The 23,768-nt window shown below is 27.5% G+C and carries 20 protein-coding genes; 2 read left to right on the forward strand and 18 right to left on the reverse strand.

What is annotated here, in order from left to right:
- Nucleotides 1-164: 164 nt before the first annotated feature.
- The 3 genes from cls to IC218_RS15740 all read right to left on the reverse strand — a co-directional run bounded on the left by cls (nucleotide 165) and on the right by IC218_RS15740 (nucleotide 3,875).
- A complete protein-coding gene (gene cls, locus IC218_RS15730; protein WP_227483532.1) occupies nucleotides 165-1,655 on the reverse strand; it encodes a cardiolipin synthase in 1,491 nt (496 codons plus the stop codon).
- A gap of 19 nt (nucleotides 1,656-1,674) precedes the next feature.
- Complete coding sequence (locus IC218_RS15735; RefSeq protein ID WP_227824853.1) at nucleotides 1,675-2,550, reverse strand: DNA-3-methyladenine glycosylase family protein; 876 nt, start codon at nucleotides 2,548-2,550, stop codon at nucleotides 1,675-1,677.
- Nucleotides 2,551-2,843: 293 nt separating this feature from the next.
- The gene (locus IC218_RS15740; RefSeq protein WP_227434615.1) at nucleotides 2,844-3,875 is read right to left on the reverse strand and encodes a YeiH family protein; all 1,032 of its coding nucleotides are present in this window, start codon (nucleotides 3,873-3,875) and stop codon (nucleotides 2,844-2,846) included.
- A gap of 190 nt (nucleotides 3,876-4,065) precedes the next feature.
- Between IC218_RS15740 and IC218_RS15745 the strand changes: the two genes are divergently transcribed.
- Complete coding sequence (locus IC218_RS15745) at nucleotides 4,066-4,962, forward strand: LysR family transcriptional regulator (RefSeq protein WP_227824854.1); 897 nt, start codon at nucleotides 4,066-4,068, stop codon at nucleotides 4,960-4,962.
- A 236-nt stretch (nucleotides 4,963-5,198) separates the two neighbouring features.
- On the opposite strand, the gene IC218_RS15750 is transcribed toward IC218_RS15745, so the two are convergent.
- The 12 genes from IC218_RS15750 to IC218_RS15805 form a co-directional block, all read right to left on the reverse strand.
- Nucleotides 5,199-5,933 (reverse strand): MBL fold metallo-hydrolase, encoded by a 735-nt coding sequence (locus IC218_RS15750; protein WP_227824855.1) that lies wholly within the window; start codon nucleotides 5,931-5,933, stop codon nucleotides 5,199-5,201.
- A 313-nt stretch (nucleotides 5,934-6,246) separates the two neighbouring features.
- Nucleotides 6,247-6,765 (reverse strand): hypothetical protein, encoded by a 519-nt coding sequence (locus IC218_RS15755; RefSeq protein ID WP_227824856.1) that lies wholly within the window; start codon nucleotides 6,763-6,765, stop codon nucleotides 6,247-6,249.
- A gap of 78 nt (nucleotides 6,766-6,843) precedes the next feature.
- Nucleotides 6,844-7,770 carry a ketopantoate reductase family protein gene (locus IC218_RS15760; RefSeq protein ID WP_227434611.1) on the reverse strand — a complete coding sequence of 309 codons (927 nt, stop codon included), beginning with the start codon at nucleotides 7,768-7,770 and terminating at the stop codon, nucleotides 6,844-6,846.
- Nucleotides 7,771-7,989: 219 nt separating this feature from the next.
- Nucleotides 7,990-8,574, reverse strand: coding sequence for an orotate phosphoribosyltransferase (pyrE, locus tag IC218_RS15765; protein ID WP_227434610.1), 585 nt, complete (start codon nucleotides 8,572-8,574; stop codon nucleotides 7,990-7,992).
- Between the two features lie 93 nt (nucleotides 8,575-8,667).
- Entirely contained in the window at nucleotides 8,668-9,570 is a 903-nt protein-coding gene (locus tag IC218_RS15770; protein WP_227824857.1) for a dihydroorotate dehydrogenase, read from the reverse strand.
- Entirely contained in the window at nucleotides 9,563-10,255 is a 693-nt protein-coding gene (locus IC218_RS15775; RefSeq protein WP_227824858.1) for a dihydroorotate dehydrogenase electron transfer subunit, read from the reverse strand. The genes IC218_RS15770 and IC218_RS15775 overlap by 8 nt, the downstream gene beginning before the upstream one ends.
- Before the next feature lie 40 nt (nucleotides 10,256-10,295).
- Nucleotides 10,296-11,216 (reverse strand): aspartate carbamoyltransferase, encoded by a 921-nt coding sequence (gene pyrB, locus IC218_RS15780; RefSeq protein ID WP_227824859.1) that lies wholly within the window; start codon nucleotides 11,214-11,216, stop codon nucleotides 10,296-10,298.
- Nucleotides 11,217-11,507: 291 nt separating this feature from the next.
- Nucleotides 11,508-12,536, reverse strand: coding sequence for an NlpC/P60 family protein (locus IC218_RS15785; protein WP_227824860.1), 1,029 nt, complete (start codon nucleotides 12,534-12,536; stop codon nucleotides 11,508-11,510).
- 439 nt (nucleotides 12,537-12,975) lie between these two features.
- Nucleotides 12,976-14,109, reverse strand: a complete 1,134-nt coding sequence (locus tag IC218_RS15790) for a M56 family metallopeptidase (protein WP_227824861.1) — start codon at nucleotides 14,107-14,109, stop codon at nucleotides 12,976-12,978.
- 529 nt (nucleotides 14,110-14,638) lie between these two features.
- Nucleotides 14,639-15,769, reverse strand: a complete 1,131-nt coding sequence (locus IC218_RS15795; RefSeq protein ID WP_227824862.1) for a M56 family metallopeptidase — start codon at nucleotides 15,767-15,769, stop codon at nucleotides 14,639-14,641.
- Nucleotides 15,770-16,343: 574 nt separating this feature from the next.
- Nucleotides 16,344-17,609, reverse strand: coding sequence for a Glu/Leu/Phe/Val family dehydrogenase (gene gluD, locus IC218_RS15800; protein ID WP_227434603.1), 1,266 nt, complete (start codon nucleotides 17,607-17,609; stop codon nucleotides 16,344-16,346).
- 127 nt (nucleotides 17,610-17,736) lie between these two features.
- A complete protein-coding gene (locus IC218_RS15805) occupies nucleotides 17,737-18,561 on the reverse strand; it encodes an ATP-binding protein (RefSeq protein WP_227434602.1) in 825 nt (274 codons plus the stop codon).
- Nucleotides 18,562-18,831: 270 nt separating this feature from the next.
- Here IC218_RS15805 and IC218_RS15810 point away from each other — a divergent pair, with 270 nt between their 5' ends.
- A complete protein-coding gene (locus IC218_RS15810) occupies nucleotides 18,832-20,019 on the forward strand; it encodes an SAM-dependent methyltransferase (RefSeq protein ID WP_227824863.1) in 1,188 nt (395 codons plus the stop codon).
- Nucleotides 20,020-20,161: 142 nt separating this feature from the next.
- Here the strand turns inward: IC218_RS15810 and IC218_RS15815 are convergent, their stop codons facing one another.
- The 3 genes from IC218_RS15815 to cooS are packed head-to-tail and all read right to left on the reverse strand — an operon-like array spanning nucleotide 20,162 to nucleotide 23,730.
- On the reverse strand, nucleotides 20,162-21,388 hold the full coding sequence (locus IC218_RS15815) for an NAD(P)/FAD-dependent oxidoreductase (RefSeq protein WP_227434600.1): 1,227 nt from the start codon (nucleotides 21,386-21,388) through the stop codon (nucleotides 20,162-20,164).
- Nucleotides 21,363-21,836, reverse strand: a complete 474-nt coding sequence (locus tag IC218_RS15820; RefSeq protein ID WP_227434599.1) for a 4Fe-4S dicluster domain-containing protein — start codon at nucleotides 21,834-21,836, stop codon at nucleotides 21,363-21,365. Before IC218_RS15820 ends, IC218_RS15815 begins: the two co-directional genes overlap by 26 nt.
- Nucleotides 21,829-23,730 carry an anaerobic carbon-monoxide dehydrogenase catalytic subunit gene (gene cooS, locus IC218_RS15825; protein ID WP_227434598.1) on the reverse strand — a complete coding sequence of 634 codons (1,902 nt, stop codon included), beginning with the start codon at nucleotides 23,728-23,730 and terminating at the stop codon, nucleotides 21,829-21,831. The genes IC218_RS15820 and cooS overlap by 8 nt, the downstream gene beginning before the upstream one ends.
- Nucleotides 23,731-23,768 lie beyond the last annotated feature (38 nt).

The following is a 23,768-nucleotide window of genomic DNA, read 5'->3' on the forward strand; positions in this document are numbered from 1 at the left end:
AGACTAGTTTGCCTATGTTTTTAGTTATTTTTAAATTAATACTACTTTTATATGTAGATTTATATATATACTTTTTATTTATTATCACTCTATCTACTAGAGTGCTAACAATTATTATAATATACCAATCACACATAATTTTCAATACCTTTTTTAATAATTTTTTATAATATTGGTGAAAACAATCTGGCTACAGATTCTTTAATTTTTTGTACAATATTTCTGTTCTTAAATACCTCTAAATTAAGTTCTTCACAATGACTTAAATCTTCATAGAAATCATCTGTCATTACTTTAATAACATCTTCATCATAGATAAAAGCATTTACTTCAAAATTAAGCATGAAACTTCTTAGGTCCATATTTGCTGTACCTGCAGAAGCAATTTTATCATCTATTATTACGACTTTGGAATGTATAAATCCTTTTTTATACAAATAAACTTTACCACCTGCTCTTAATATTTCTTCAAAATATGAATAAGATGCTATATTAACTATTTTGTGGTCTGCAATTTTAGGAAATATTATTCTTACATCTACACCACTAAGCGCAGCACTTTTTATAGCTTTCAGCAGACTCTCATCTGGAATAAAATATGGAGTCTCTATATAAACACTTTGTTTAGCTTGACATATAGCAGAAAAATAAGCATAATGAATGTCTTCCCAATCACTATCTGGTCCACTAGCTACAACTTGTATCATACTCTCACCTACATTTCCGACACTTGGAAAGTAATTTTTAGTAACTAAAACCTCTTTTGTTGTATAGTACCAATCAATCAAAAATGTCATTTGAAGCATATATACAGAAATTCCTTTAATTCTAATATGAGTATCTCTCCAATACCCAAACTTCTCATTTTTTCCTAAATATTCATCTCCTATATTTATTCCACCTGTATATCCAATTATTCCATCAATAACAACAATTTTTCTATGATTCCTATAGTTTAACTTTCCTCCTATTATAGGGAATTTTGTAGGTAAAAAAGCTGCTATTTCTATACCTACTTCTCTCATTTCTCGGAAAAATTTTCTATTAAACCAAAATCTCCAACACCCTACATCATCATATAAAATTCTTATTTTAATACCTTCCTTAGCTTTTTTTATAAGCTCTTCTTTTAACACCCTACCTATTTCACTGTCTTTGATTATAAAGTACTCTAAATGAATATGGTCTTTAGCTTCTCTTATATCTTCTATAAGTCTCTTGAATTTTTCATTTCCATCTACAAAAACATCTACTTTATTGTTCTTAGTAAATGGAAACATCCCAGTCTTTAGTAGCATACTTATGACTCTTTTTCTATAGCTACCATCTTCCTCATCTCTTAAAAGCTTATTTTGCCTTATAGATTCTTTTTCTAGTTCAACAATTTCTGTTATCTTTTCTAATGTATCAAAAAGTTTCTTTTCTTTTATATTATTAGCTAGTTTTTGAGTTTTAAATAATTTTCGTTTTCTAATATTTCTACCCGAAATAGCATATATAATTAACCCTATCCCAGGAAATATGATAAACATCAATAACCAAGACATGGTTTTTGCAGGATCTCTATTTTCAAGTAATATAATTACAGAAATTATGGCTCCAGCTAGATATGATATAATTAAATAGAACAGAAATATTGTGCCTATCACTCCCATAATTCCTTCCCCCTTAAGTCTATTTTCCTATACCTAACTCTCTTGCATAGTAAAATAGATATTGTTGTGCAAACCCAGACAATTCTCCAAATTTATCAATCCCATAAGTTCTCATTTTAGGTAAACTCATATCTTCATTTATGTAGAACTCTTGCATAACTCTCTTAACCCACACATCAACTGGAAAAGAATCATATTTTTGCATACCAAATAACGCAATACAATCACATACCTTTGGACCTACTCCATTAAATTTTAAAAGCTCTTTTCTACAATCATCTGTACTTAGATTTACATATTCAGATACCTTATCATTATTTTCTATAACTGCCTGTGTAGTACTCTTTATGTACTTGTCTCTAAAACCTGTTTGACATGCTCTTATTTCCTCTTGTGAGGCTTTATTTAACTCTTCTGGCGTTGGAAATGCATAGTATTCTTTACCTTCATACTCACCTATGTATTTACCAAAACTTTTTGATAAGTTTTCTATAGCTCTTTGTATCATAGGAATTCTATTATTAGAAGAAATTATGAATGATATAAGCATTTCCCATCCATCTTGTCTCAAAATTCTTATTCCCCATCCAAATTCAGTAGCTTTATTTAAATATTCATCCATACTCTTTAGATTGTTTTTTATTTCTGTATAATCAGTCCCTAAATCAAAGTAATTATACCAAATGCTATTAAACTCCTCTAAATTTGTATTATTTAAATATACTTTATCATCTTCTTTTTTTACATTTAATATTCTACCTTTTGCAACTCCTGTGTATGAACCATCTTCTTGCTTATGCCATCTAAAACATTGACCACACTCAAATATATGTTTTGGATCAAAATCTGTTACTCCTTCTAGTATAACTACATTATTCTTTTCATAAACATTCATATAAAAAATCTCCTTAATATTTATATTTTTATTTTATTTATCTACTTAAATACTTAACTGTGATATGTGCATTTTTCTTATTTTAACACAAAGATAAGTAATTTCAAAATTTATAATGTTATTATTATGTAAAATAATATTTTACTTTAAATTTTCACTATAAATAAAAAATGAACTCCAATAAGCTTATACCCATCTACACTTATTAGAATTCATTTTTTATTTATATTATCAGTTATTAATAACATATTATTTTGATTAAGTAAATTGATATTATAATCAATACTTATATTCTATATAAATATTTTTATCAAAACTATCGCTGATATAACTTGTATTGTTCCTACAAATAGACCATATAAAGAAACTGCTTTACCTTGTCTTACTAAGTCTTTTACATTAACTTTTAATCCAATTGCTGCTAGTGCTATTATTTCAAATTTATTACTTATTTCTTTGCACAATACAGATACTTCTTTTGGTATAATATTAATTGAAAAAAGTGCACAAGTTATGAAAAAACCAATTACATACCATGGTATATTTATTTTTTTCTTTTTTATTTCATCTTTTTCTTCTTCAATAATTTCACTGTTAGACTTATTTTTCAAATGTCCAAATACTAAAACAACTACAACTAAGAATATTACTCTCACTATTTTGAAAATAGTTGCTAAATCTTTTACATTTTCCCCAACTATAGCTCCACTTGCCACAACTTGACCAATTGATTGTAATGTTCCACCTATCATTGCTGATGTTTTTACAAGCTCATGACTATATAAGAATTGAGATATTATTGGAAGTAAAAACATAAGAAATATACCAGTAACATTGACAATAGTTATTGCTATTCCTTTTTCTTTGTCTGTAGCATTAACTACTGGAACTGTTGCTGCTATAGCAGAAGAACCACATACTGCATTCCCACTTGCCATAAGAAATCTAAAGTTTTCACCAAAACCTAGCTTTTTACCTATATAAAGTGCTGATACTATTGTTATTGTCATTTGTAATATTATAAACAATATACCTGAAATTTTTAAATCTATTAGAGTAGATATACTAAGGGTTGCTCCTAATAATACTATTGAATATGATAGCAAATCTGTTTCTGAAAATTTATAGCCCCTTTGAAAGACTTTCTGATTTAAAAATAAATTTCCTACAAACATACCTAAAAATATAGAAATTGATGCTGCTCCTACTTTAGGTATTAATGTTGAAATAAATATACTAATATAACCTACTAATACAGATACAACCAACCCAGGTAATATTTCTTTTATATTCTTTAATGTAAAACTGCTTTTATTCTTTAACATAATATACCTACCTTCTAATTAATATAGTTTTCTTTACAATAATAGTATATAATTGTAATAACCATAAGTAAAATAAATATATAATATCGTAATGATTAATAATTTTAATGATTAATGTATATATTACAATTATCTGTAAGTAACTGATAAAAAATACAAAATTTTTATTATGCAAAGGAGATGTAAAAAATTGTTTGAAGAATTAAAAACATTTGTTGCTGTTGTTGAATATAAAAACTTCACCAAGGCTGGTGAATACCTAAATTTATCACAACCAAGTGTAAGTAAACATATTAAAAACTTAGAAAATTACTTTAAGGTTGTACTTATAAATAGATCTATTAAACAGAAAACTATTTTTATTACAGAAAGTGGACAAATATTATATAAAAGAGCCAAGGAAATACTAAATCTTTTAAGTGTTACATATCACGATGTAAATCAGGTTTCAGATGCTATAACTGGACGTTTAAAGATTGGCGCAAGTTTAACTATTGGAGAATATATTCTTCCTAATTTTCTTGCACTATTTTCTCAAAAGTATCCTGATATAGATGTAGAAATTTTCATAGAAAATACATCCATTGTATCTTCTCATGTTAAGGATTATATTTTAGATATTGGACTTATTGAAGGGACTTATTCTTCTCCCTCATTTATGCAAGAATATTTTTTTGAAGATAAGATGGTTTTAGCACTTCCGTATAATAGCCCTTTATTAAAAGATTTTAGTTTTGATAAGCTTCAAAATCAAAAATGGATAGTTAGAGAAGACGGTTCTGGAACTAGAGATTATTTAGATATGTTTTTAAGCATTAAGGAAATTATTCCAAAAAGTATGATGGTCTTTGGAAGTAATTATGCTGTCAAAGAATCAGTTAGAAATAATTTAGGAATTACAATAGTATCTAATCTCGTAACAAGCTTACCTGTTTTAAACAACGAACTGTCTGTCATAGAACTTGGAAGCAACTATAACAGACATTTTTCATATATCTTTCCAAAAGATATAACTTTATCAAAAGCAGCAAGTATTTTCATTGAAGAGTTAAAAGTATTTAGTAATTTAAATAGCATAAAAGATTAATAGAATTTAAAGCTAACAATAAATTATAAGTTTTTTGAGAATGTTTATAGATTTGTGTAAATATATTTTTTCTTACTCAATATTACTGGAAATTTCTGATTCCAGTAATATTTTTATTCTCAAAATATTAAGTAAGTAATTATTTATAAATTTTTTGTTTCTTTACCATTCATATTTAATTATTGTTTAAATAAACTTTTCATAAAGAACTGGATAGTATTTTCAATCATGTAACATTATTCAATAACTATATTTTTTAATGTTTCCATTATGTTTTTTTTATATAATCCACCATGACTAAAAACTATTTCCTCTATATCATAGTTACTTAATTTTTTAATAGCTTTTATCAATTCTTGCTTATCACTATGCATGACATCAACTGGTCTAAGTTTACCATCTTTTATCTCTAATAAATCTCCAGCAATAAGTACTTTAGATTTTTTTAAATAAAGACATATATGACCCCTAGTATGACCACCTGTGTGTATAACCTCTACTTCTTCACTTAAATTTAAAACTTCATGATTGTTTAAAGATACATCTACTGTAGTATATGATGACTTAAATCCAAATTTCATAGCATTTAACATATCAAGCATTTTATCATTAAGACTATCTATTTCTTGTTCTAACATGCAAAGTTTAAATGGGGTTTCTTCCCCTGTTATATAGTTGACTTCACTTTTGTATGCATATACCTTTATATCATTTTTAGATTTTTCTCTTAAATATTTTATATTTCCTATATGGTCTATATCATGGTGAGTTATTACTATATTTTTTAATTTATTAAAACTTGTATTACTATTATTAAGAGCATCAATTATTAAATCTCCTTGACCAGGAAGTCCAGTATCAACAAGAGTTACCTCATCTTCTGTATAGATTACTGGAATATATATAACTTTATCTTTGCCTAATATACTTGATGGAATTTCTAAAATATCTAATCCTTTTTTTAAATTCATAATATTTCTCCTTATAAGTATTGAACTAGAGGTAAATTTAATCAAAAAAATTAAAAAACATAGATTGTCCTCTAGTTACATTATATTTATCAAAAACTATTAAAACCTAGTATATCACTGAAATAGAGAGATTACTCGACTTGATTTTTTTGTTATTTTATGATATAGTATTTAATATAAAAATAAGTAATCCCAATAGTTGTAGCTATTAAAAATATTTTTTAATTCGCATTTGATATATTATAAGATGGATAGTTCTAAAATTAAATTAACATTGAATTTCAAACCACTCTTAGTCATATTTGGGTGTTTTTTATTTTAGATAAAAGATAATTTTTATTTTAGACATCAAATATGTTGTTGGGAATCCTAACATCTGACAGAACCCTACTCCAAAAGCAAGAGGTTTAGAACCAATGATTTTCCAACCTGGAAGCACCTTCATCATAATGAATATATCAATAATAGAAACTGCAAACATACCTACAATTGGTACAAAAAGACTGATTAAACCTGTCAAAGAAACTTTTGCTAAAGAAGGAATAACAGCTGCGAACACAACCATGTTGATAAAACCTTTGATTTTTCCTTTTTCTAAGATGTCTTTTGGTACAATACCAATACGAGTTACAAGAACACCAACAACAAGACATACAATAGAATAGTTCACATGGATAACCTCTGAAAACTCATATCCTAAATAAGAGAATATAGCTATAAGAAATATACAAATATTTGTAGAATAATATTTATCATATTTCTCACAGAATACTTGTTTTACTTTTGCTTCATGATACTCTACTAAAAGACAGTTTGCTTCCATTTTTATCAATTATGTCTACTAAAAAAGCTGTAGATAAATTTGTTTTGCACAGATTTACTTACAGCCTCAATTTTTTCTAAAAATTTTCTAAAATCTACTTTCAATTACTTTTATCATATAAAAAAAAGTCTGATTTATAGGAGTTGGTATGTTATACTTTCTTCCAAGCTCACAAATATTCTTAGAGAACATATCTACTTCTGTAAGTCTATGAGCCTCTACATCCTGAAGCATTGATGTTCTACCTTCTCTTGAATGTTCTAGTATTCTATGTAATGAATTTTCTACATCATCTTCTGTAAGGCATATACCTTTTACTCGAGCTATATCAACCACTTCTCTCATTGCAGATTTTGCTAACTCTCTTAGATATTCAGAATCTTGAAATACTCCATAAGAAGCGCCAAGTATAGCTGAAGTTTGATTCACCCCAATATTAACCATGTATTTCCACCACATGTCTCGTTGAATATTTTTTGATAATACATATTCTATATTTACACTATCAAAAACTTCAGTTATTATATCTGTTTTTCTATCTTCACTATTATCTTTATTTCCAAATACAATTATTCCATCTGTAGTATGTATAATATTATTTTCTATTTTTTTTGCATCTATATTTGTTACATATGAATATACCATTTTTTCAATTCCAAATCTTTCTCCTATTATCTCTTCACTATTAACTCCATTTAGTAAAGACATTAGTACTGTATCTTTTCCAACTAATCCATCTAACTCTTCTATATTTTCTTTTAGGTTATTATATTTTAAACCTATAATTATAAAATCAGCTTCTTGTTTATATTCATCTTTAGTTATATAATCGAAGTCATATCTTTTTCCATTTATTATAAAACCCTCTTCTAAATATCTTTTTTTTCTTTTTTGGTCACAAAGAATTTTAAAATCATATTTAGAATTTAAAAATTGTTCTGCAAAGGTAGCTCCAACAGCACCAACACCAAAAAATACAACCTTTTTTTGATTTTTCTTTAATTGATTACTCATACCGAAACCCTCCCCAATATATATAATAATTTTTTATCTTATAATTATATTGTACTGCTACCAGCTACTGTTTTGTAAATATATTTTTAACAAAAAACAGCTAGCTTTTTAAACGAAAGCTAGCTGTTTATTATATCTTATTTATATATTTAAATTGATATTTATTTAGTAAAAAAATTTGTATTTACTAAAATAATGTTAAATTTAATTAATTGGTTATTACATTCCTAATTCTTTAAATTCTCTACTTCCAGGTTTAACAACTGGTAATTTTCCTTCTTTACATAAAGGACATTCATCAGCTTCATAAACTTGAATATCAAGTTTTATTGCACTATATATAGGCATACCTATGTCATGATTAGTTCTATCAGCTATACAAGCGACACCTATAACTTCGCCACCTAACGCTTCTAATACTCTTTTTGTTTCCATAGTTGACTTACCAGTAGTAACAACATCTTCAGCAATTATTATCTTTGCACCTTTTTTAACTTCAAATCCTCTTCTTAACTCCATTGTATTATCTTTTCTCTCAGTGAATATAGCTTCTTTTCCTAATTGTCTTCCTAGCTCATAAGAAACTACTACTCCACCCATAGCTGGACCAACTACTAAGTCTATATCTAAATCTTTTATTTGTTCAACAACTGTATTTAATACCTCAGCTGCATACTCTGGAAATCTTAATAGCTTTGCACATTGCACATATCTGTTACTGTGCTTTCCTGAAGATAATAAAAAATGTCCTTCTAATAATGCATCACTTTTCTTTAATATATCTACTACATCTACTTTACTCATATTATTTTTCCCTCCATGTTAAATATTATAAAATTATATTTATTTTAATTTATATTCTTTGCTTTAATTGTACTTATTTGTCATACCTGTAACCTATATAATTCCTCTTATTTCTTCTAAATTCTTTATTCCTTCTCTATCCATAAATTCATTGATTCCATCTATTATCTCAAGCCCAATTTTAGGATTCATGAAATTTGCAGTTCCAACTTGAATACAAGTAGCTCCTGCCATTATAAATTCTATCGCATCTGTAGCTTTAGTTATTCCACCCATTCCCATTACTGGTATATTTACATTTTTACAAACTTCATGTACCATTCTAAGAGCTATAGGCTTTATAGCTGGTCCAGATAATCCAGCATATACATTTTCAAATACTGGCTTTCTATTTTTTATATCAATTGCCATTGCTTTAAAAGTATTAACTAAAGATACTCCATCAGCACCTTCTTCTTCACAAACTTTTGCCATACCCACAATATCTTCAGCATTAGGTGATAATTTTATTACTAGAGGTAGTTTAGTTGCGTTTCTTACCTCACGAACAACTTCTCTTGCCACTTCATTTTTTATACCAAAAGCCATTCCTCCTGCTTTGACATTTGGACAAGATATGTTCAATTCAATAATATCTATAGGTTTATTATTTAACAACTTAACCCCAAGTAGATAATCTTCTAATGTTCCACCTCCAACATTAGCAATTCTAACTAAATCTAACTCACTGAAGAAAGGAAGTTCACTGTCTATAAATCCTTGAACTCCAGGATTTTCAAGTCCAACACTGTTCATCATACCTGATGGTGTCTCATGAACTCTCATACCATTGTTACCAGGTTTTTTATTTAAAGTAAGACCTTTACTACTTATACCACCAAGTTTTTGTATATCATAAATTTCATTATATTCTCTTCCAAATCCAAAAGTCCCAGACGCCATTATTACTGGATTTTTAAAATCAATATTTCCAAATTTTACGTTTAAATTAGCCATTAAAAATCACGTCCTCTCCCCAAAATACTGGACCGTCTTTGCAAGTTTTTTTATTTCCTTTAGTAGTCTCACATGTACATACTAAACACGCTCCTACTCCACATGCCATATGATTTTCAAGTGACACCATAATCCTTGTTTTAGTACCTTCTACCATTTTAACCAATTTTTCCATCATTGGAGTTGGCCCACATGTTAATATATAGTCATATTTTTCTACATCAATTATGTCTGTTACAAACTTATTTCCTACTGTTGTATATACCTCATTGCAAACTTCTCTATATTCATTTTCTAATATAACATCTTCTCTAAATCCAAGATAAGCATCGCAGTCTTTTATATTTTTAGCAACTAAATATAATGGTGCTATACCGATTCCACCACCTACTAGAGCTACTTTTCCATCAACTTTACTATATCCATTTCCATAAGGACCCTCTAGTTTTATAGTATCGTTTACTTTTAGATTACTAATAATTTGAGTTCCTTCTCCTACTACTTTATAAAGAAAAGTTATACCTTCTTCATCTATATCATGTATACTTATAGGTCTTGAAAGGACTGGATAAGTATCCCATGCTCTTAGCATATAAAATTGCCCCATCTTACCTTCAAAAGCGCCTTTTACTTTCATTCTATACATATCTTCACCTATGTATATATTTTCTAGAATTTTATACATCCCAAAATCTCCTTTACTTCACTATTATATAATGTAACTACTAACCTTCATTTACACCTAGAAGCTTTATTATTAATGCCATTCTAACGAACATTCCATATTTAGCTTGCTTAAAATAAACAGCTCTATCATCTGTATCTACATCAACATCTATTTCATTTACTCTTGGTAGTGGATGCATTACTAACATACTTTCAGATGCTTTTTCTAATTTAGCTTTATTTAAAATATAATAGTTTTTTAGTCTTTCGTATTCTGATTTATCTTCAAATCTTTCTTGTTGAATTCTAGTCATATATAAAACATCCAAACTTCCTATAACATCATCTAAATTATTAGTTTCATAGTAAGCATGTCCCTTTATAGCTTCTTTTATATAGTCTGGCATTTTTAGTTCTTCAGGTGCTATAAATACAAACTTAGTATTTTTGTATCTCGCCATAGCCTTAACTAAAGAATGTACAGTTCTTCCATATTTTAAATCACCACATAATCCTATTGTGTGATTTTCTAAAGTTCCTTTTAATGATTTTATAGTAAGTAAATCTGTAAGTGTTTGGGTTGGATGCTGATTTCCGCCATCTCCTGCATTTATAAATGGTACTTCTGTAAATTTTGATGCTTCTGTAGCTGCACCTGATTGAGGGTGTCTCATAGCTATTATATCAACATAACTAGATACTATCCTCATCGTATCACCTAAAGTTTCACCCTTTGATGCAGATGATGAATTTGGCTCTGAAAAACCTACGACACGACCTCCTAGTCTGTTCATAGCAGATTCAAAACTTAATCTTGTTCTTGTTGATGGTTCATAAAATAATGTAGCTAATAGTTTACCTTCACATATATGAGAATATTTTGACAGATTGTCAATTATTTTTTGAGCTAATTCTAATATTTCATCTATTTCTTCTATAGAAAAGTCTTCTGGTTGGATTAAATTTCTTGATTTTAACATCTTTCGTCCTCCTTTTTTAGCCTCTCTGAACTAAAATTAAAAGTATTTTTGTACTGTTAGTAGCTTATCACCTTTACCTTATCCTGTCAAGGTATTGCGCAAATAATCATTATCTGGAAAGAATACTATTTAATAGTAATATTAATATAAGTCCACATCAAAATTTAAGATAATACAAAAACACTCTATATTGCATTTAACATATAATCATTTTATATTTCCTGATTAAATTAAATATAATATAGAGCATTTGTATTTATGTATTTATCAATTTGTTATAGTACAAATCGATTATAAGATTCTTTTTGCTGTAACAAATCTCGCTGTATAGTATGCTGAATTTATACTAGTTACACGGACTGTTTTTCCTGTTGATGGTGAATGTATCATATTACCTCCACCTACATATATACCAACATGACTAACAGAACCAGAACCATTAGTTGTAAAGAATACTAAGTCTCCTGGCTGTAAATTTGCCTTACTTACAGTTTGTCCATAATTAGATTGTGCCTTAGATGTTCTTGGTATCTTCTTTCCTACTGCATTTCTGTATACATATTGTGTGAATCCTGAACAGTCAAAAGTATTTGGCCCTTCTGCTCCCCAAACATATGGGCAACCTTGCTTAGAATAAGCCAAATTAAGTACAGCTTGAACTGCATTAGAGTTAGCTGTTGGCACATTTGAATTATTATTTTGTTGATTATTATTTATATTGTTTTGTTGAGTGTTATTTGTGTTTGTAGAATCTCCATTTTGAGTAACATTTTGGTCTACTTGCGGTTCTTCTATTAGTGGAGCTTTATCAGTTACATAAGATGATTTTACATATCCTTCTGTTTCTCCATCTTTAACTTTCAACCAATCTCCATTTTCCTCTAAAACCAATAAAGAGCTTCCTTTTTCTAGCTCTCCAATTACTTCTGAATTTTCACTTTTATCTTTTCTTAAGTTTACTTTATCAGCGTTAGTATATCCTACCCCTTCAGATATATCTACATATCTAGTAGCTAACCAACCTTCGCCATCTTCAACTTTAACTTTAACCCATTCTCCTTGAATTCCTAGAACTGTAAATTCGTCTCCAGAATAAGCTATATTTTGAACTTGACCTTCTTCTCTTATCTTTATAGCTACTCCATCTTTTATTCTTGCAACTTTATATTTTACTTCTTTATATTCGCCTAAATTTAATTCAGTATTTGTTTTATCATCTTTATTTTGAGATGAATCATTTATTTCATCTGCATTTACAATTGAACTTACTGATAATGCCATAACTGATGCAAATACTGGTATTAATATCTTTTTCTTCACGATAAACCTCCTAAAATTTTCCCATAATTATCTTATGATTCTATTTTGTAGGTGAAGAGTACCTAAGGATAAAATACTAATACACAATACATTAATAAAAGCTCTATCTGTAACTTTTTTGTAAACCTCTTTATATAACTTTTATAGTATCATTATATTAATAAATAATAATTAATTAGTTTATCCAATATGTCACCTAAATATACATTATTTACTTCATTATATAATATGATTTTGTAAAAGTAAAGAATTTTGTACCTTTTGAAGCTAAAGTACGCATAAATATTGTTTTATGTGTTTTTTTGTGCGTTTTTATGCATCGTATATTTTTTAATAAAACTTCTATAAAGTTAGAAATATAGTGAATTTTTTAACTTATTCTAAGTAAAAAGTCACCTTTATAAAAGTGACTTTTAGATTATAATTTTTTTAAATTTGATTATGGTTCTACTAGTATATCATAAAATTCTACAACAATCTCCATTCTGTCAGAATCTTTAGGAGTTAATCCTATACTTTCACAGTTTTCTTTATGTTCTCTTCTCATACTTTCAGGAGCATCTGCATATGTAAATGGTATGGTTGAAACTGTCATAGAAAAAATGTTTCCTGTAACTTTTACATCTTTAGGCAATATATTCAAATCAATGATACTAGTTAAGCTAATCTTTAAAAAAGTAATAGAAGATAATAAGCATAAAATTAATGCTATTAAAATACCATTTTTATATTTTTCATTAAACATATTCATTACTCTTTTTCTAATATCAGATTGTTTATGTAATCCAGCCACAAATTTATTTGAAGTATTTGAACCTCTTCTCATTGCATTTATAATTGTTAAAGCATAGTCTTGTTTTTCTTCTTCACTACGGTTCTTTAAAACTCTCTCATCACAATAAAGTTCACAGTCTAAATCTATATGTTTATCCATTATATATACAAATGGATTAAACCAATATACTATTTTCAAAAATATCATTACATACTTTAGACAAAGGTCTTTACTCTTAAAATGCATAAGCTCGTGCCTAAAAATCCAGTCGAGCTCTTTTAAATTATAGTCATGTGGTGGTAAAAGTACACATGAATCAAAAAATGCTGGTGTTTCAACTTCATAAGAATATTTTAATTTTATATCTTTTGTTATATCAAATTCTTTTAATATATCTTTATAAAGATTTATTATTTCTTTATCCTCAACATCATAGGATAAATCATTTATTAAATTTTTAAGTTTTATGTATTTAAATATAGTATAAATTAAATATATTACTACAGTTATAAGCCAAGTATATAATAAAATATTATTCTTTAAATTTGAAATATTATTAAATCCTTCTAAATTTATATTATTAATATTGATATTTTCTTTGTTTCTCAAGATGTTTATTGTAAATGTATAGTATGTAAAAGGTAACAACAACTTAATAACTATTATCATCCATATGTAATAATTAAATTTTTTACTAAATCTTTTGAATACATTTTTCTTAAAAATCAATATCAGAAAAATACTTAAGCTACTTACTATAGTAGTTCTAAAAATCCCATTTAGAATTAAGTTAGTCATTAATTCTCACCCATCTTATTTTTTAATATTTTATATTTAAGTTTAATTATTTGTTAAATTTTTCATAAAATGTTTTTAAATTTTCAATTTAAATGTTTATTTAATAAAATTATTTTAATATTTATATACATTTAATAGCATATTAAATATATATTATTTCTTGTTTTTATTAGATATTCTTTACTCTTTAATATATCTATTTCTTATTGTTTTGAATTATCATAAGTTATAATAATAAATAATCTTTGTTTAATTATAACTTAGCAAGAATTAGCTCACAATTTTCATTAGTTAATTAAAATAATTATCTATAAATTTTATTTTTAATATTTTATCATAATATTATAAATAACAGTTGAAAAATGTCTTAAATAATTTTGATTCATCTAATTTTTAATGCTTGTACACAATACAATTTTTTTATACCTTGGATAATTATATTTTATTATTTGATATGGATAAATTCCTATACCCATATCATAATTGAGTATCTATAAGAAGGTTTAATTGATGACTCTAGACAATTTAACTATTGCATTAATACATCATTATATTGTATGGGAGTATCTATAATATCAGAATCTTTAGGAATCATGCCCAATGCTTCACAATTTTTTTTATATCTTTCTCTAACTTTTTCAGGAGCATCTGCATATGTAAATGGTAAAGTTAAAACTACTGTACTACCAATAATTTGTGTTTCTTCCACATTTTTAGGTAACACATCTAGATTAACAATACTAGTTGAACTAATTTTTAAAAAAGTAATAGAAGATAATAAGCATAAAGTTAATGCCATTAGAATACCATTTTTATATTTTTCATTAAACATATTCATTACTCTTTTTCTAATATCAGATTGTTTATGTAATCCAGCCACAAATTTATTTGAAATGTTTGAACCTCTTCTCATTGCATTTATAATTGTTAGAGCATAATCTTGTTTTTCTTCTTCACTACGATTCTTTAAAACTCTTTCATCACAATAAAGTTCACAATCTAAATCTATATGTTTGTCCATTATATATACAAATGGATTAAACCAATATACTATTTTCAAAAATATCATTACATACTTTAGACAAAGGTCTTTACTTCTGAAATGCATAAGTTCGTGCCTAAAAATCCAATCAAGTTCTTTTAGCTTATAGTCATGTGGTGGTAAAAGTACACATGAGTCAAAAAATGCTGGTGTTTCAACTTCATAAGAATATTTTAATTTTATATCTTTTGTTATATTAAATTCTTTTAATATATCTTTATAAAGATTTATTACTTCTTTATCCTCTACATCATAGGATAAATCATTTATTAAGTTTTTAAGTTTTATGTATTTAAAGATATTATAAATTAAATATATTACTACAGTTATAAGCCAAGCATACAATAAAATGCTATTCTTTAAAGTTGAAATATTATTGAATCCCTCTAAATTAATATTATTAATATTGATATTTTCTTTGCTTCTCAAGATGTTTATTGTAAAGGTATAGTATGTAAAAGGCAACAACAGCTTAATAACAACTATCATCCATATGTAATAATTAAATTTTTTACTAAATATTTTAAATACATTTTTCTTGAAAATCAATATCAGAAGAATACTTAAACTACTTACTATAACAGTTCTAAAAATCCCATTTAGAATTGAATTAACCATATATTTTCACCTAACTTATTTATTAGTATTTTGTATTTGAATTTAATTAGCTCTCTAAGTTCTTTCTATGACTTTTTATGTAATAATAAATGTCCATCTTACTTCAATGTGTATTGATTCTATATAAACATGGATATTTAACTAAAGTCAAACTAGTTTTTGATTTCCTTTACAAAACCTCTTTTATTTAAATCATGTTTAATTTAGAAATATATTTATTTTTATTTAATATTTTTTCAATTAAGTTTATAAAACTATTTTTATTTAATTATAGCTTATTCATAATTAGCACGTCAATTGACAAGAATTAGTTTAAGTCATAAATATAGACTCTATCTAAAATCCATTAATATTACATTATAAATGTTTTGAAAGTAAAGAATTTTAATTGCATCAACTTTAGTTTTATTGCTTCTAATTGTATTTAATTTTTTTCATAAGTTACATTAATATGTTCTACAAAATAAAAAATGACCCAAATCATTTTGAGTCATATAACTTTTAAGGACTGTACATAGTACAGCCCTTTTTATATATTAAATAATTATATCCTATTATTTATTAAGAGTAAATTCTAGTACCATCCTCTTAATTTCATAGCTTCAGCAACTCTCTTAATTGAATGCATATAAGCAGCTTCTCTCATTGTAACATTGTACTCTTCTTTGATTTTCCAAATAGATTCAAATGCTTTAACCATAGCTACTTCTTCTTTTTGCTCTACTTCTTCTTCTGACCAGTAGTATCCATATAAGTTTTGTACCCACTCGAAGTAAGAAACTGTAACTCCACCAGCATTAGTTAATATGTCTGGAGTAAGAACTATTCCTCTTTCAGCAAATACTTCATCAGCTTCTGGAGTAGTTGGTCCATTAGCAGCTTCACAAACTAATTTAGCTTTTATAGATTCAGCAACTTCTTTAGTTATAGAGTTTTCTAATGCAGCTGGGATTACTATATCAACATCTGAAGCCCAGAACTCTTCTAAAGATATTCTCTTAGCTCCTGGGAAGTTTAATAAGTTACCATGCTCTTTCATATGATCTAACATAGCTTGACCATCTAAACCATTTTCATTGTATATAGCATAAGAACCTTCTGATTTACACCATTCAGCCATAGCTACAACAGTACCCCCAAGTTTTTCACAGTTAAGAACTGTGTAAGAACCAACGTTTCCTATACCTTGAACAGCTAATTTAGCTTTTTTCATATCTATTCCTAATTTAGCAGCAGCTTCTCTTGCAGTTACAGCAACACCAAATCCAGTAGCAGCTGTTCTTCCTAAAGAACCACCAAATTCAACTGGTTTACCAGTTAAAACACCTATAGCACTTTGTCCAGTTAATTTATTATATTCATCAACCATCCAAGACATTATTTGTCCATTAGTGTTTACGTCTGGTGCAGGAACGTCAACTTTTTCACCTATTAATTTATATATTCCATCTATGTATCCTCTACTTAATCTTTCTAATTCACCTTGAGATAAAGTTGATGGATCTACTATTATTCCACCTTTACCTCCACCATATGGTATACCTGTTACAGAACATTTGAAAGTCATCCATATAGATAAAGCTTTTACTTCGTCTCTTGAAACATTTGGATGGAATCTTATTCCACCTTTTGTTGGCCCTACTGCATCATTATGTTGTGATCTAAATCCTTTAAAAGTTTTTATAGAACCGTCATCCATTTTTACTGGAATTGAAACCTCAATAACTCTCATAGGTTCTTTTAATAATTCATAAACTGCTGGTTCCATACCTAATTTATCACATGCATTTTTTACTTGAGATTGCGCCATCTCGAAGACATTTACATCTTTTCCTGACATTTGAAAGCCCCCTTATAAATACGTTATAATTATGTATACTCCATTTAGAAAAACCATTTCCTAAATTTACAGTTTAATTATAGCACACTTTATTGCAAATTAGTATATCATTTTTTCAGTTTATTTTTTAACATGGGAGGAAGTTTATTTTTTTAATTTTATGAATGTTAATATCTATTTTTTGTACATTAACTAAAGTCATTCTCTCAATAGACTTTTTTATTATCTGTTGCATACTTTCAATTTTTTTTATAATTTCTAAATCATTGATATTTATACTTACAAAAATATTCATAAAATTATTGCAATTCTCTATATTGATTTTATTTATTCTATCAATGCTTCCAAAGTTGTACACTTCATATTCAATTATTTGTTTAATTACATCTGCATCAATATAAACTTTGCCAATATAACTAAAAGTAGGTCTTATAATTGTCTTTTCTAAAACGACCATATTTATATTATTTCCTTTTCTAAAAAGCCTTTTTAATGGATTTATACTAAGACCACTTGTCATATTTTTTATTTCAACTGCTGGAACAGGAATTACATGATTTCCTTCTTTTCTAGATTGTTTTGCTATTTCTATTTCATATTTAGTACTTATATCTTGAATATTTATAAATTTATAAACTTTTCCGATTGATAATCTATCTACAATCTGATTAATCATTTTTTTTGAAGTTCCTATAACAAGAATCTTATTTATATTTTCCTTCTCTATTACCTCTCTAACCTTCTGCCGATGTTCTAAATTATAAAAAATAGCTCTTTTAACTGCCTCAACAGTAGTCTTTGCTTGTTTTGCTGATATACCTGCTAAAACTTTATTTCTATATATTAAAATACCATCATCAATTATATAATCTATGTCATTTTCATATGCAAACTCTAGTGCCTTATAACTTTTTCCTGTACCACTTGACCCAACTAAAGCATATACTTCCATTTGATATCTCCTTTATTAAATAGTTTCAGACTAATTGCTTCAAAACTTTATTATTAATTAAAGTTATTATATCACTACTAATTGAATATTATATCCAATACTAAAATTTATAAAATAAATAAAATACTAAAAGATAAGATTCCTTTATAAAGTAAAAAGTTGATTCAACGAAAAATCAACAAAAAAAATTTTACTTTTTAAAAAAAAGGAATATAATATACTTTAAAGCAAGGAAAACTTACTGGATTTACATTAAAAGGAGCTGGTAATATGAACATTACAAAAAATTTTTTAAAAGACTATTTAGAAAAATTTAATGAAACACCATTTCTAGTTAGGCTTAAAGATGGGGAAGAATTTCTAGTTGGAGATAGCTCTCCTCAATTTAAAGTTATTGTAAATAATGATATTAGCAAATCTGAATTATTAAAAAGTACATCTTTAGCACTTGGAGAGGCCTATATAAATAGAGACATTGAAATTGAAGGAGATTTATTTTTAACCTTAAACCTACTTCTAAAACAAATAGACAAATTTAGTATTGATAACTCAGCTGTAAAACATTTGCTACATTCATCTAATTCGATGAGACATCAAAAGAAGGAAATACACGCTCATTATGACATTGGAAATGATTTTTATAGTTTATGGCTAGACAAAACACTTAGTTATTCTTGTGCATATTTTAAATATGATAATGATAATCTTTACGAGGCTCAGGTTAATAAAGTTCATCACATATTAACTAAACTAAATTTAGAAGAAGGTATGAGTCTTCTTGATATTGGTTGTGGATGGGGATTTCTATTAATAGAAGCTGCAAAAAAATATAAAATTCATGGTGTGGGAATTACACTTAGCGAAGAACAATTTAAAGAGTTTAATACTAGAATTAAAGAAGAGAATCTTCAAGATTACCTTGAAGTAAAACTTATGGACTATCGAGAACTTAAAGAATCAAACCTTACATTTGATAGAGTTGTTAGCGTTGGTATGCTTGAACATGTTGGCAGAGAAAACTATGAACTTTTTATTAAAAATGTAAATGCTGTCCTAAAAGATAGTGGATTATTTTTGCTTCACTATATAAGTGGCTTAAAAGAATCTTATGGAGACCCTTGGATAAAAAAATATATTTTCCCAGGTGGAGTTATCCCTAGCTTAAGAGAAATGATACATATTTGTAGCGATTATAACTATCATACTATAGATGTTGAAAGTTTAAGATTACATTATGTAAAAACTTTATTATCTTGGCATGAAAATTTCTATGATAATCTTCCTAAGATTAAAGAAATGTTTGATGATAAATTTATAAGAATGTGGGATTTATATCTTTGTTCTTGTGCTGCTGCTTTTAATACTGGCATTATAGATATACATCAAATACTTTTCACTAAAGGCATAAAAAATGATTTACCTCTAACTAGAGATTACATGTATTCTTGTTCAAAATAGATATTTTTATAAATTAATCAAATTTTGAACTTAATTATAAAAATAGAGCTATCTTTAAGTAAAGATTTTTATAAAGTAAAAATTCTCTATATTAAAATAGCTCTATTTATTATATTCTTATAAGCTTCTATTCAGCTATGTATTATACACTATAACAAAACTCTCCATTTTCTTTTATGTTAAAGAAGTCTGCATAACACACATCAAATATCCTATTTTCTAAATCAGATATTTCAACCTTATTTTTTATCAAATAAGTTAATACACCTACATATGAAATATCTCCTTGTATAACTGCTCCATAGATTATATTATCTTTAAAAATAAACTTTTTATAACAATCATTTCCATGTCTAGTTAATACTTTATAACTATCATCTACAGGTGTATTCATGCCTATAGAAATGGTTGGTATATCCATAAAATTCATACTATTTTTAAAAGCAAATTCATCTTCTACCTTTTTATCTTTTCCAACCATATTGTGTGCAGCTATAATTCCTTGTTTTACAGCTATAGGCCAGATAGCATTTTTACCTACAACATCCCCTGCTGCATAGATATCTTTTTGCGTTGTTTGGCATCTATCATCTATTATTATGCCTCTATCATATTCTATTCCTGTTTCATCTAAAAAGTCAGCATTAGGTTTCACTCCTGTAGCTACGATTACCATGTCTGCATCAAGAATTTCTCCATTTGAAAATGCAACGCCTTTAACATCTTTACTATCATCTAAAACAATTTCTTGTATTGATGCACTTGGATAAAATTTTACGCCTTTTTCTTTAAATTTATTTTCGTATACTGATGCTGTATATTCATCTAATTGTCTATCTAGAATATATTTTTCCATAAAGGCCACTGAAATATCCAGCTGTTCATATTTAAATAGACCAATTAAAGCATCTATTCCAACTAATCCTGCCCCTATTATAACAACTTTCTTTGATTTTTCTGCCTTCTCTTTTATTTTATAAATATCATCTATGTTTCTTACAGAGTATACAAAATTTCCTTCTCTTAAATTCTTTATAGGAGGAATAGCAGAAGATGCACCTGTAGCTATTAAAAGCTTATCATAATTTACAGCGATGTCTTCCATTTGAACTAGTTTTTTATCTGTATCTATTCCTTTAACCGTTTTACCTGAAATCCAGTTTATGTTGTTTTTCTCCATAAAGTCTTCATCAACAAAGTTTATTTGCTTTAAAGTTCTGTGTTCAGATATAACATGATGTAGCATACATCTTGAGTATATATTTTCATCTTTAGAAATTACCACTATATTAGAATCTTTATCTAATTCTCTCAATGTTTTTGCTGCATTTATACCAGCAGCACTAGCCCCTAACACTACATAATTCATCATTTTCCTCCTTCTGTAATTCAATTGCACCACTTGGACAATTAGCTACACATCTAGGATATTCTTCATCTTTACATAAATCACATTTAAGTATGTTTTGCTTGCTTCTATCATCTGGTTTTAATAATCCATATGGACAAGACATTACACACATATAACATGAACCACATTTTTCTTCATCATATGAAACGATTCCACTCTGACTATCTTTATGCATTGCACCACTCATACATGCTAAAGCACATTCTGGCTCATCACAGTGTCTGCAAAGAATTGGAACTGGATTATTATGTTTGCTATCTAGTTCTATATGCCCTCTACTATCATTATCTACATTTTCTAAATCAAGAGTATACATGTTATAATCTTTATTATGCTTTAACATACAAGCTAATACACAACTTTTACAGCCTGTACATAAATCTTTATTTATAAAAATTCTATGCATTACATTCCACATCCTTTAACCCTAAATTTTTTCTTCTGTCTATTATTATTTGTTCTAATTGATCAGCTGAAGATTTAGGATCTGGATTCACTATAACATGTCCTCCTGTTAAGTCTTTTAATTTTTCTGTTAATACCTCTGTTACTAACTTTCCTCCTGTTATAAATGGAGGTAATGCTAAATGAAGAGGTAAACCAAGAGCAAGTCCAAAAGCTCCATCAGCTAATGCTTGTTCTTCCAACCATTGTGGAGCTGAAAGCACTAATGGTAATTGTGGTAAATCTATTCCAAGCTCAGCCGCTAACTCTGTTGCTACTATTTCAAGTCTACCTATAGCTAAACATGGCCCGAAATTTAATACTGGTGGTATTCCTAAAGTCTTACATACTTCTTTTAAGTTTTCCCCTGCTAATTCTTCTGCTCCAGGTGACATAAGACCAACATTTTCTAATCCTCCAGTAGAACATCCTGCTGAAAGTACTATAATATCTTTTTTAATTAACTCCTTAGTCAATTCAACAGTATTTATATCATGACCTCCTGCTGTCATATTTGAACATCCTACAACAGCTGCAACCCCTTTAATTTTTCCTTCTGCAATTAAATTAATAAGAGGTTTCCATGAATCTCCTAAAAATGCTTTTAAATTCTTTTCACTTACACCAGTTAAAGACTGCTCAAATCCATGGTCTTTTGGTATATCTATTTCAACACTTCCTCTTCTCTCCTTATAAGATTCTAGTGATTTTTGTATTAATGAATTACTAAGTTCATCTAAATTACTTCTATCTAATTCTATATATTCTGCATTTGCTTTTTTAGCAACATCATCTAAGCAAACCATTTTTACTTTATACTTATCTGCTATTGGCTCAAGTCCAGGTATAGTACAGTTAAATTCAGAAAGAACTATATCTATTGCTCCAGTTGATAAAACAGCTTCACTTGTAAAGTTATTACCCGCATGACCAGCAAATACTTCTTGATAATGTTCTCCTCTTAATTGTAAGTCTTGACCAACACATGTACATCCTACTAACTTAAATCCTTTTGCCCCAACAGATTGAGCTAACTTTATAACATCTTCATCTTTTAATCTATCTTGGAAATTTGCAAATGTTGAATGTTGATGACCTGTTATCATTATATTTATGTAGTCTGGATCTATTACATTAAATCCTACAGGAGCCATTCTTATAACTGGTTCTCCTAACATAACATCATTTAAAAGATTCGTTAGAGTAAGACCATATAACCCTGTTGATATTCCTAAATTTAAACAGTTAACTAACATGTCTACTGGGTCACTGTTTAAGTTTGTTGATGATTTTACTATTGCATCAAATACTTCTGATTTTGCACCACCAGGCATTATGCCTAACTCTTTCCATTTTTTTACTCTAGGTGCATAAGCTATTTTTTCTACTAATTCCATCTTGTCATCTCTTGATTTATATAAATCATTTATAACTTTATCAGCTACTTTTATACATTTATCGTATTTTTCATCACTTTCTATTCCAAACATCTCTGCTAATTGATTTAATGTTTTTTCTCCCTTAATAACACCTTTAGTTATTCCAACATTTTTTAAATTCTTAGCTGTATTTTCTACCACATGTAAATAACAAGCTGCTCCTGATGCTACTGCTCTTAAAAAGTTTCTTGCTACTATAGTATCTGCATCTGCTCCACATACACCTCTTGGTGATTTTGGAGTTACTCTACATGGTCCATTTGAACAGAGTCTACAACAGACTCCTTGAAGTCCAAAACCACATTTAACCTTTTGATCTTCTGTTCTATGAAATGCTGTTTCAACATCCTTTGAAGCTACAAAACTTTCTAATTTCTTGTCCGCACTTTCGCACATTTTACAAGTGTTACAAGCCATTACAAATTCCCCCTTATATTTTTATATTAAAAAAGTAG

Source organism: Clostridioides sp. ES-S-0005-03 (assembly GCF_020658455.1).
GTDB lineage: Bacteria > Bacillota > Clostridia > Peptostreptococcales > Peptostreptococcaceae > Clostridioides.

Bases quoted from the DNA above. Each gene is read 5' to 3' on its own strand.
- gluD (WP_227434603.1), bottom strand. From the start codon at position 17,609: ATGTCAGGAAAAGATGTAAATGTCTTCGAGATGGCGCAATCTCAAGTA.
- IC218_RS15740 (WP_227434615.1), bottom strand. From the start codon at position 3,875: ATGTTAAAGAATAAAAGCAGTTTTACATTAAAGAATATAAAAGAAATA.
- pyrE (WP_227434610.1), bottom strand. From the start codon at position 8,574: ATGAGTAAAGTAGATGTAGTAGATATATTAAAGAAAAGTGATGCATTA.
- cooS (WP_227434598.1), bottom strand. From the start codon at position 23,730: ATGGCTTGTAACACTTGTAAAATGTGCGAAAGTGCGGACAAGAAATTA.
- IC218_RS15770 (WP_227824857.1), bottom strand. From the start codon at position 9,570: ATGGCTAATTTAAACGTAAAATTTGGAAATATTGATTTTAAAAATCCA.
- IC218_RS15805 (WP_227434602.1), bottom strand. From the start codon at position 18,561: ATGGAAGTATATGCTTTAGTTGGGTCAAGTGGTACAGGAAAAAGTTAT.
- IC218_RS15775 (WP_227824858.1), bottom strand. From the start codon at position 10,255: ATGTATAAAATTCTAGAAAATATATACATAGGTGAAGATATGTATAGA.
- IC218_RS15820 (WP_227434599.1), bottom strand. From the start codon at position 21,836: ATGCATAGAATTTTTATAAATAAAGATTTATGTACAGGCTGTAAAAGT.
- IC218_RS15750 (WP_227824855.1), bottom strand. From the start codon at position 5,933: ATGAATTTAAAAAAAGGATTAGATATTTTAGAAATTCCATCAAGTATA.
- IC218_RS15760 (WP_227434611.1), bottom strand. From the start codon at position 7,770: ATGAGTAATCAATTAAAGAAAAATCAAAAAAAGGTTGTATTTTTTGGT.
- pyrB (WP_227824859.1), bottom strand. From the start codon at position 11,216: ATGTTAAAATCAAGAAATTTAATCCAACCAGAAGACTTTTCTATAGAA.
- IC218_RS15815 (WP_227434600.1), bottom strand. From the start codon at position 21,388: ATGAATTATGTAGTGTTAGGGGCTAGTGCTGCTGGTATAAATGCAGCA.
- IC218_RS15735 (WP_227824853.1), bottom strand. From the start codon at position 2,550: ATGAATGTTTATGAAAAGAATAATGTAGTTATACTAGAAGGAGTAACA.
- IC218_RS15810 (WP_227824863.1), top strand. From the start codon at position 18,832: ATGAACATTACAAAAAATTTTTTAAAAGACTATTTAGAAAAATTTAAT.
- cls (WP_227483532.1), bottom strand. From the start codon at position 1,655: ATGGGAGTGATAGGCACAATATTTCTGTTCTATTTAATTATATCATAT.
- IC218_RS15795 (WP_227824862.1), bottom strand. From the start codon at position 15,769: ATGGTTAATTCAATTCTAAATGGGATTTTTAGAACTGTTATAGTAAGT.
- IC218_RS15790 (WP_227824861.1), bottom strand. From the start codon at position 14,109: ATGACTAACTTAATTCTAAATGGGATTTTTAGAACTACTATAGTAAGT.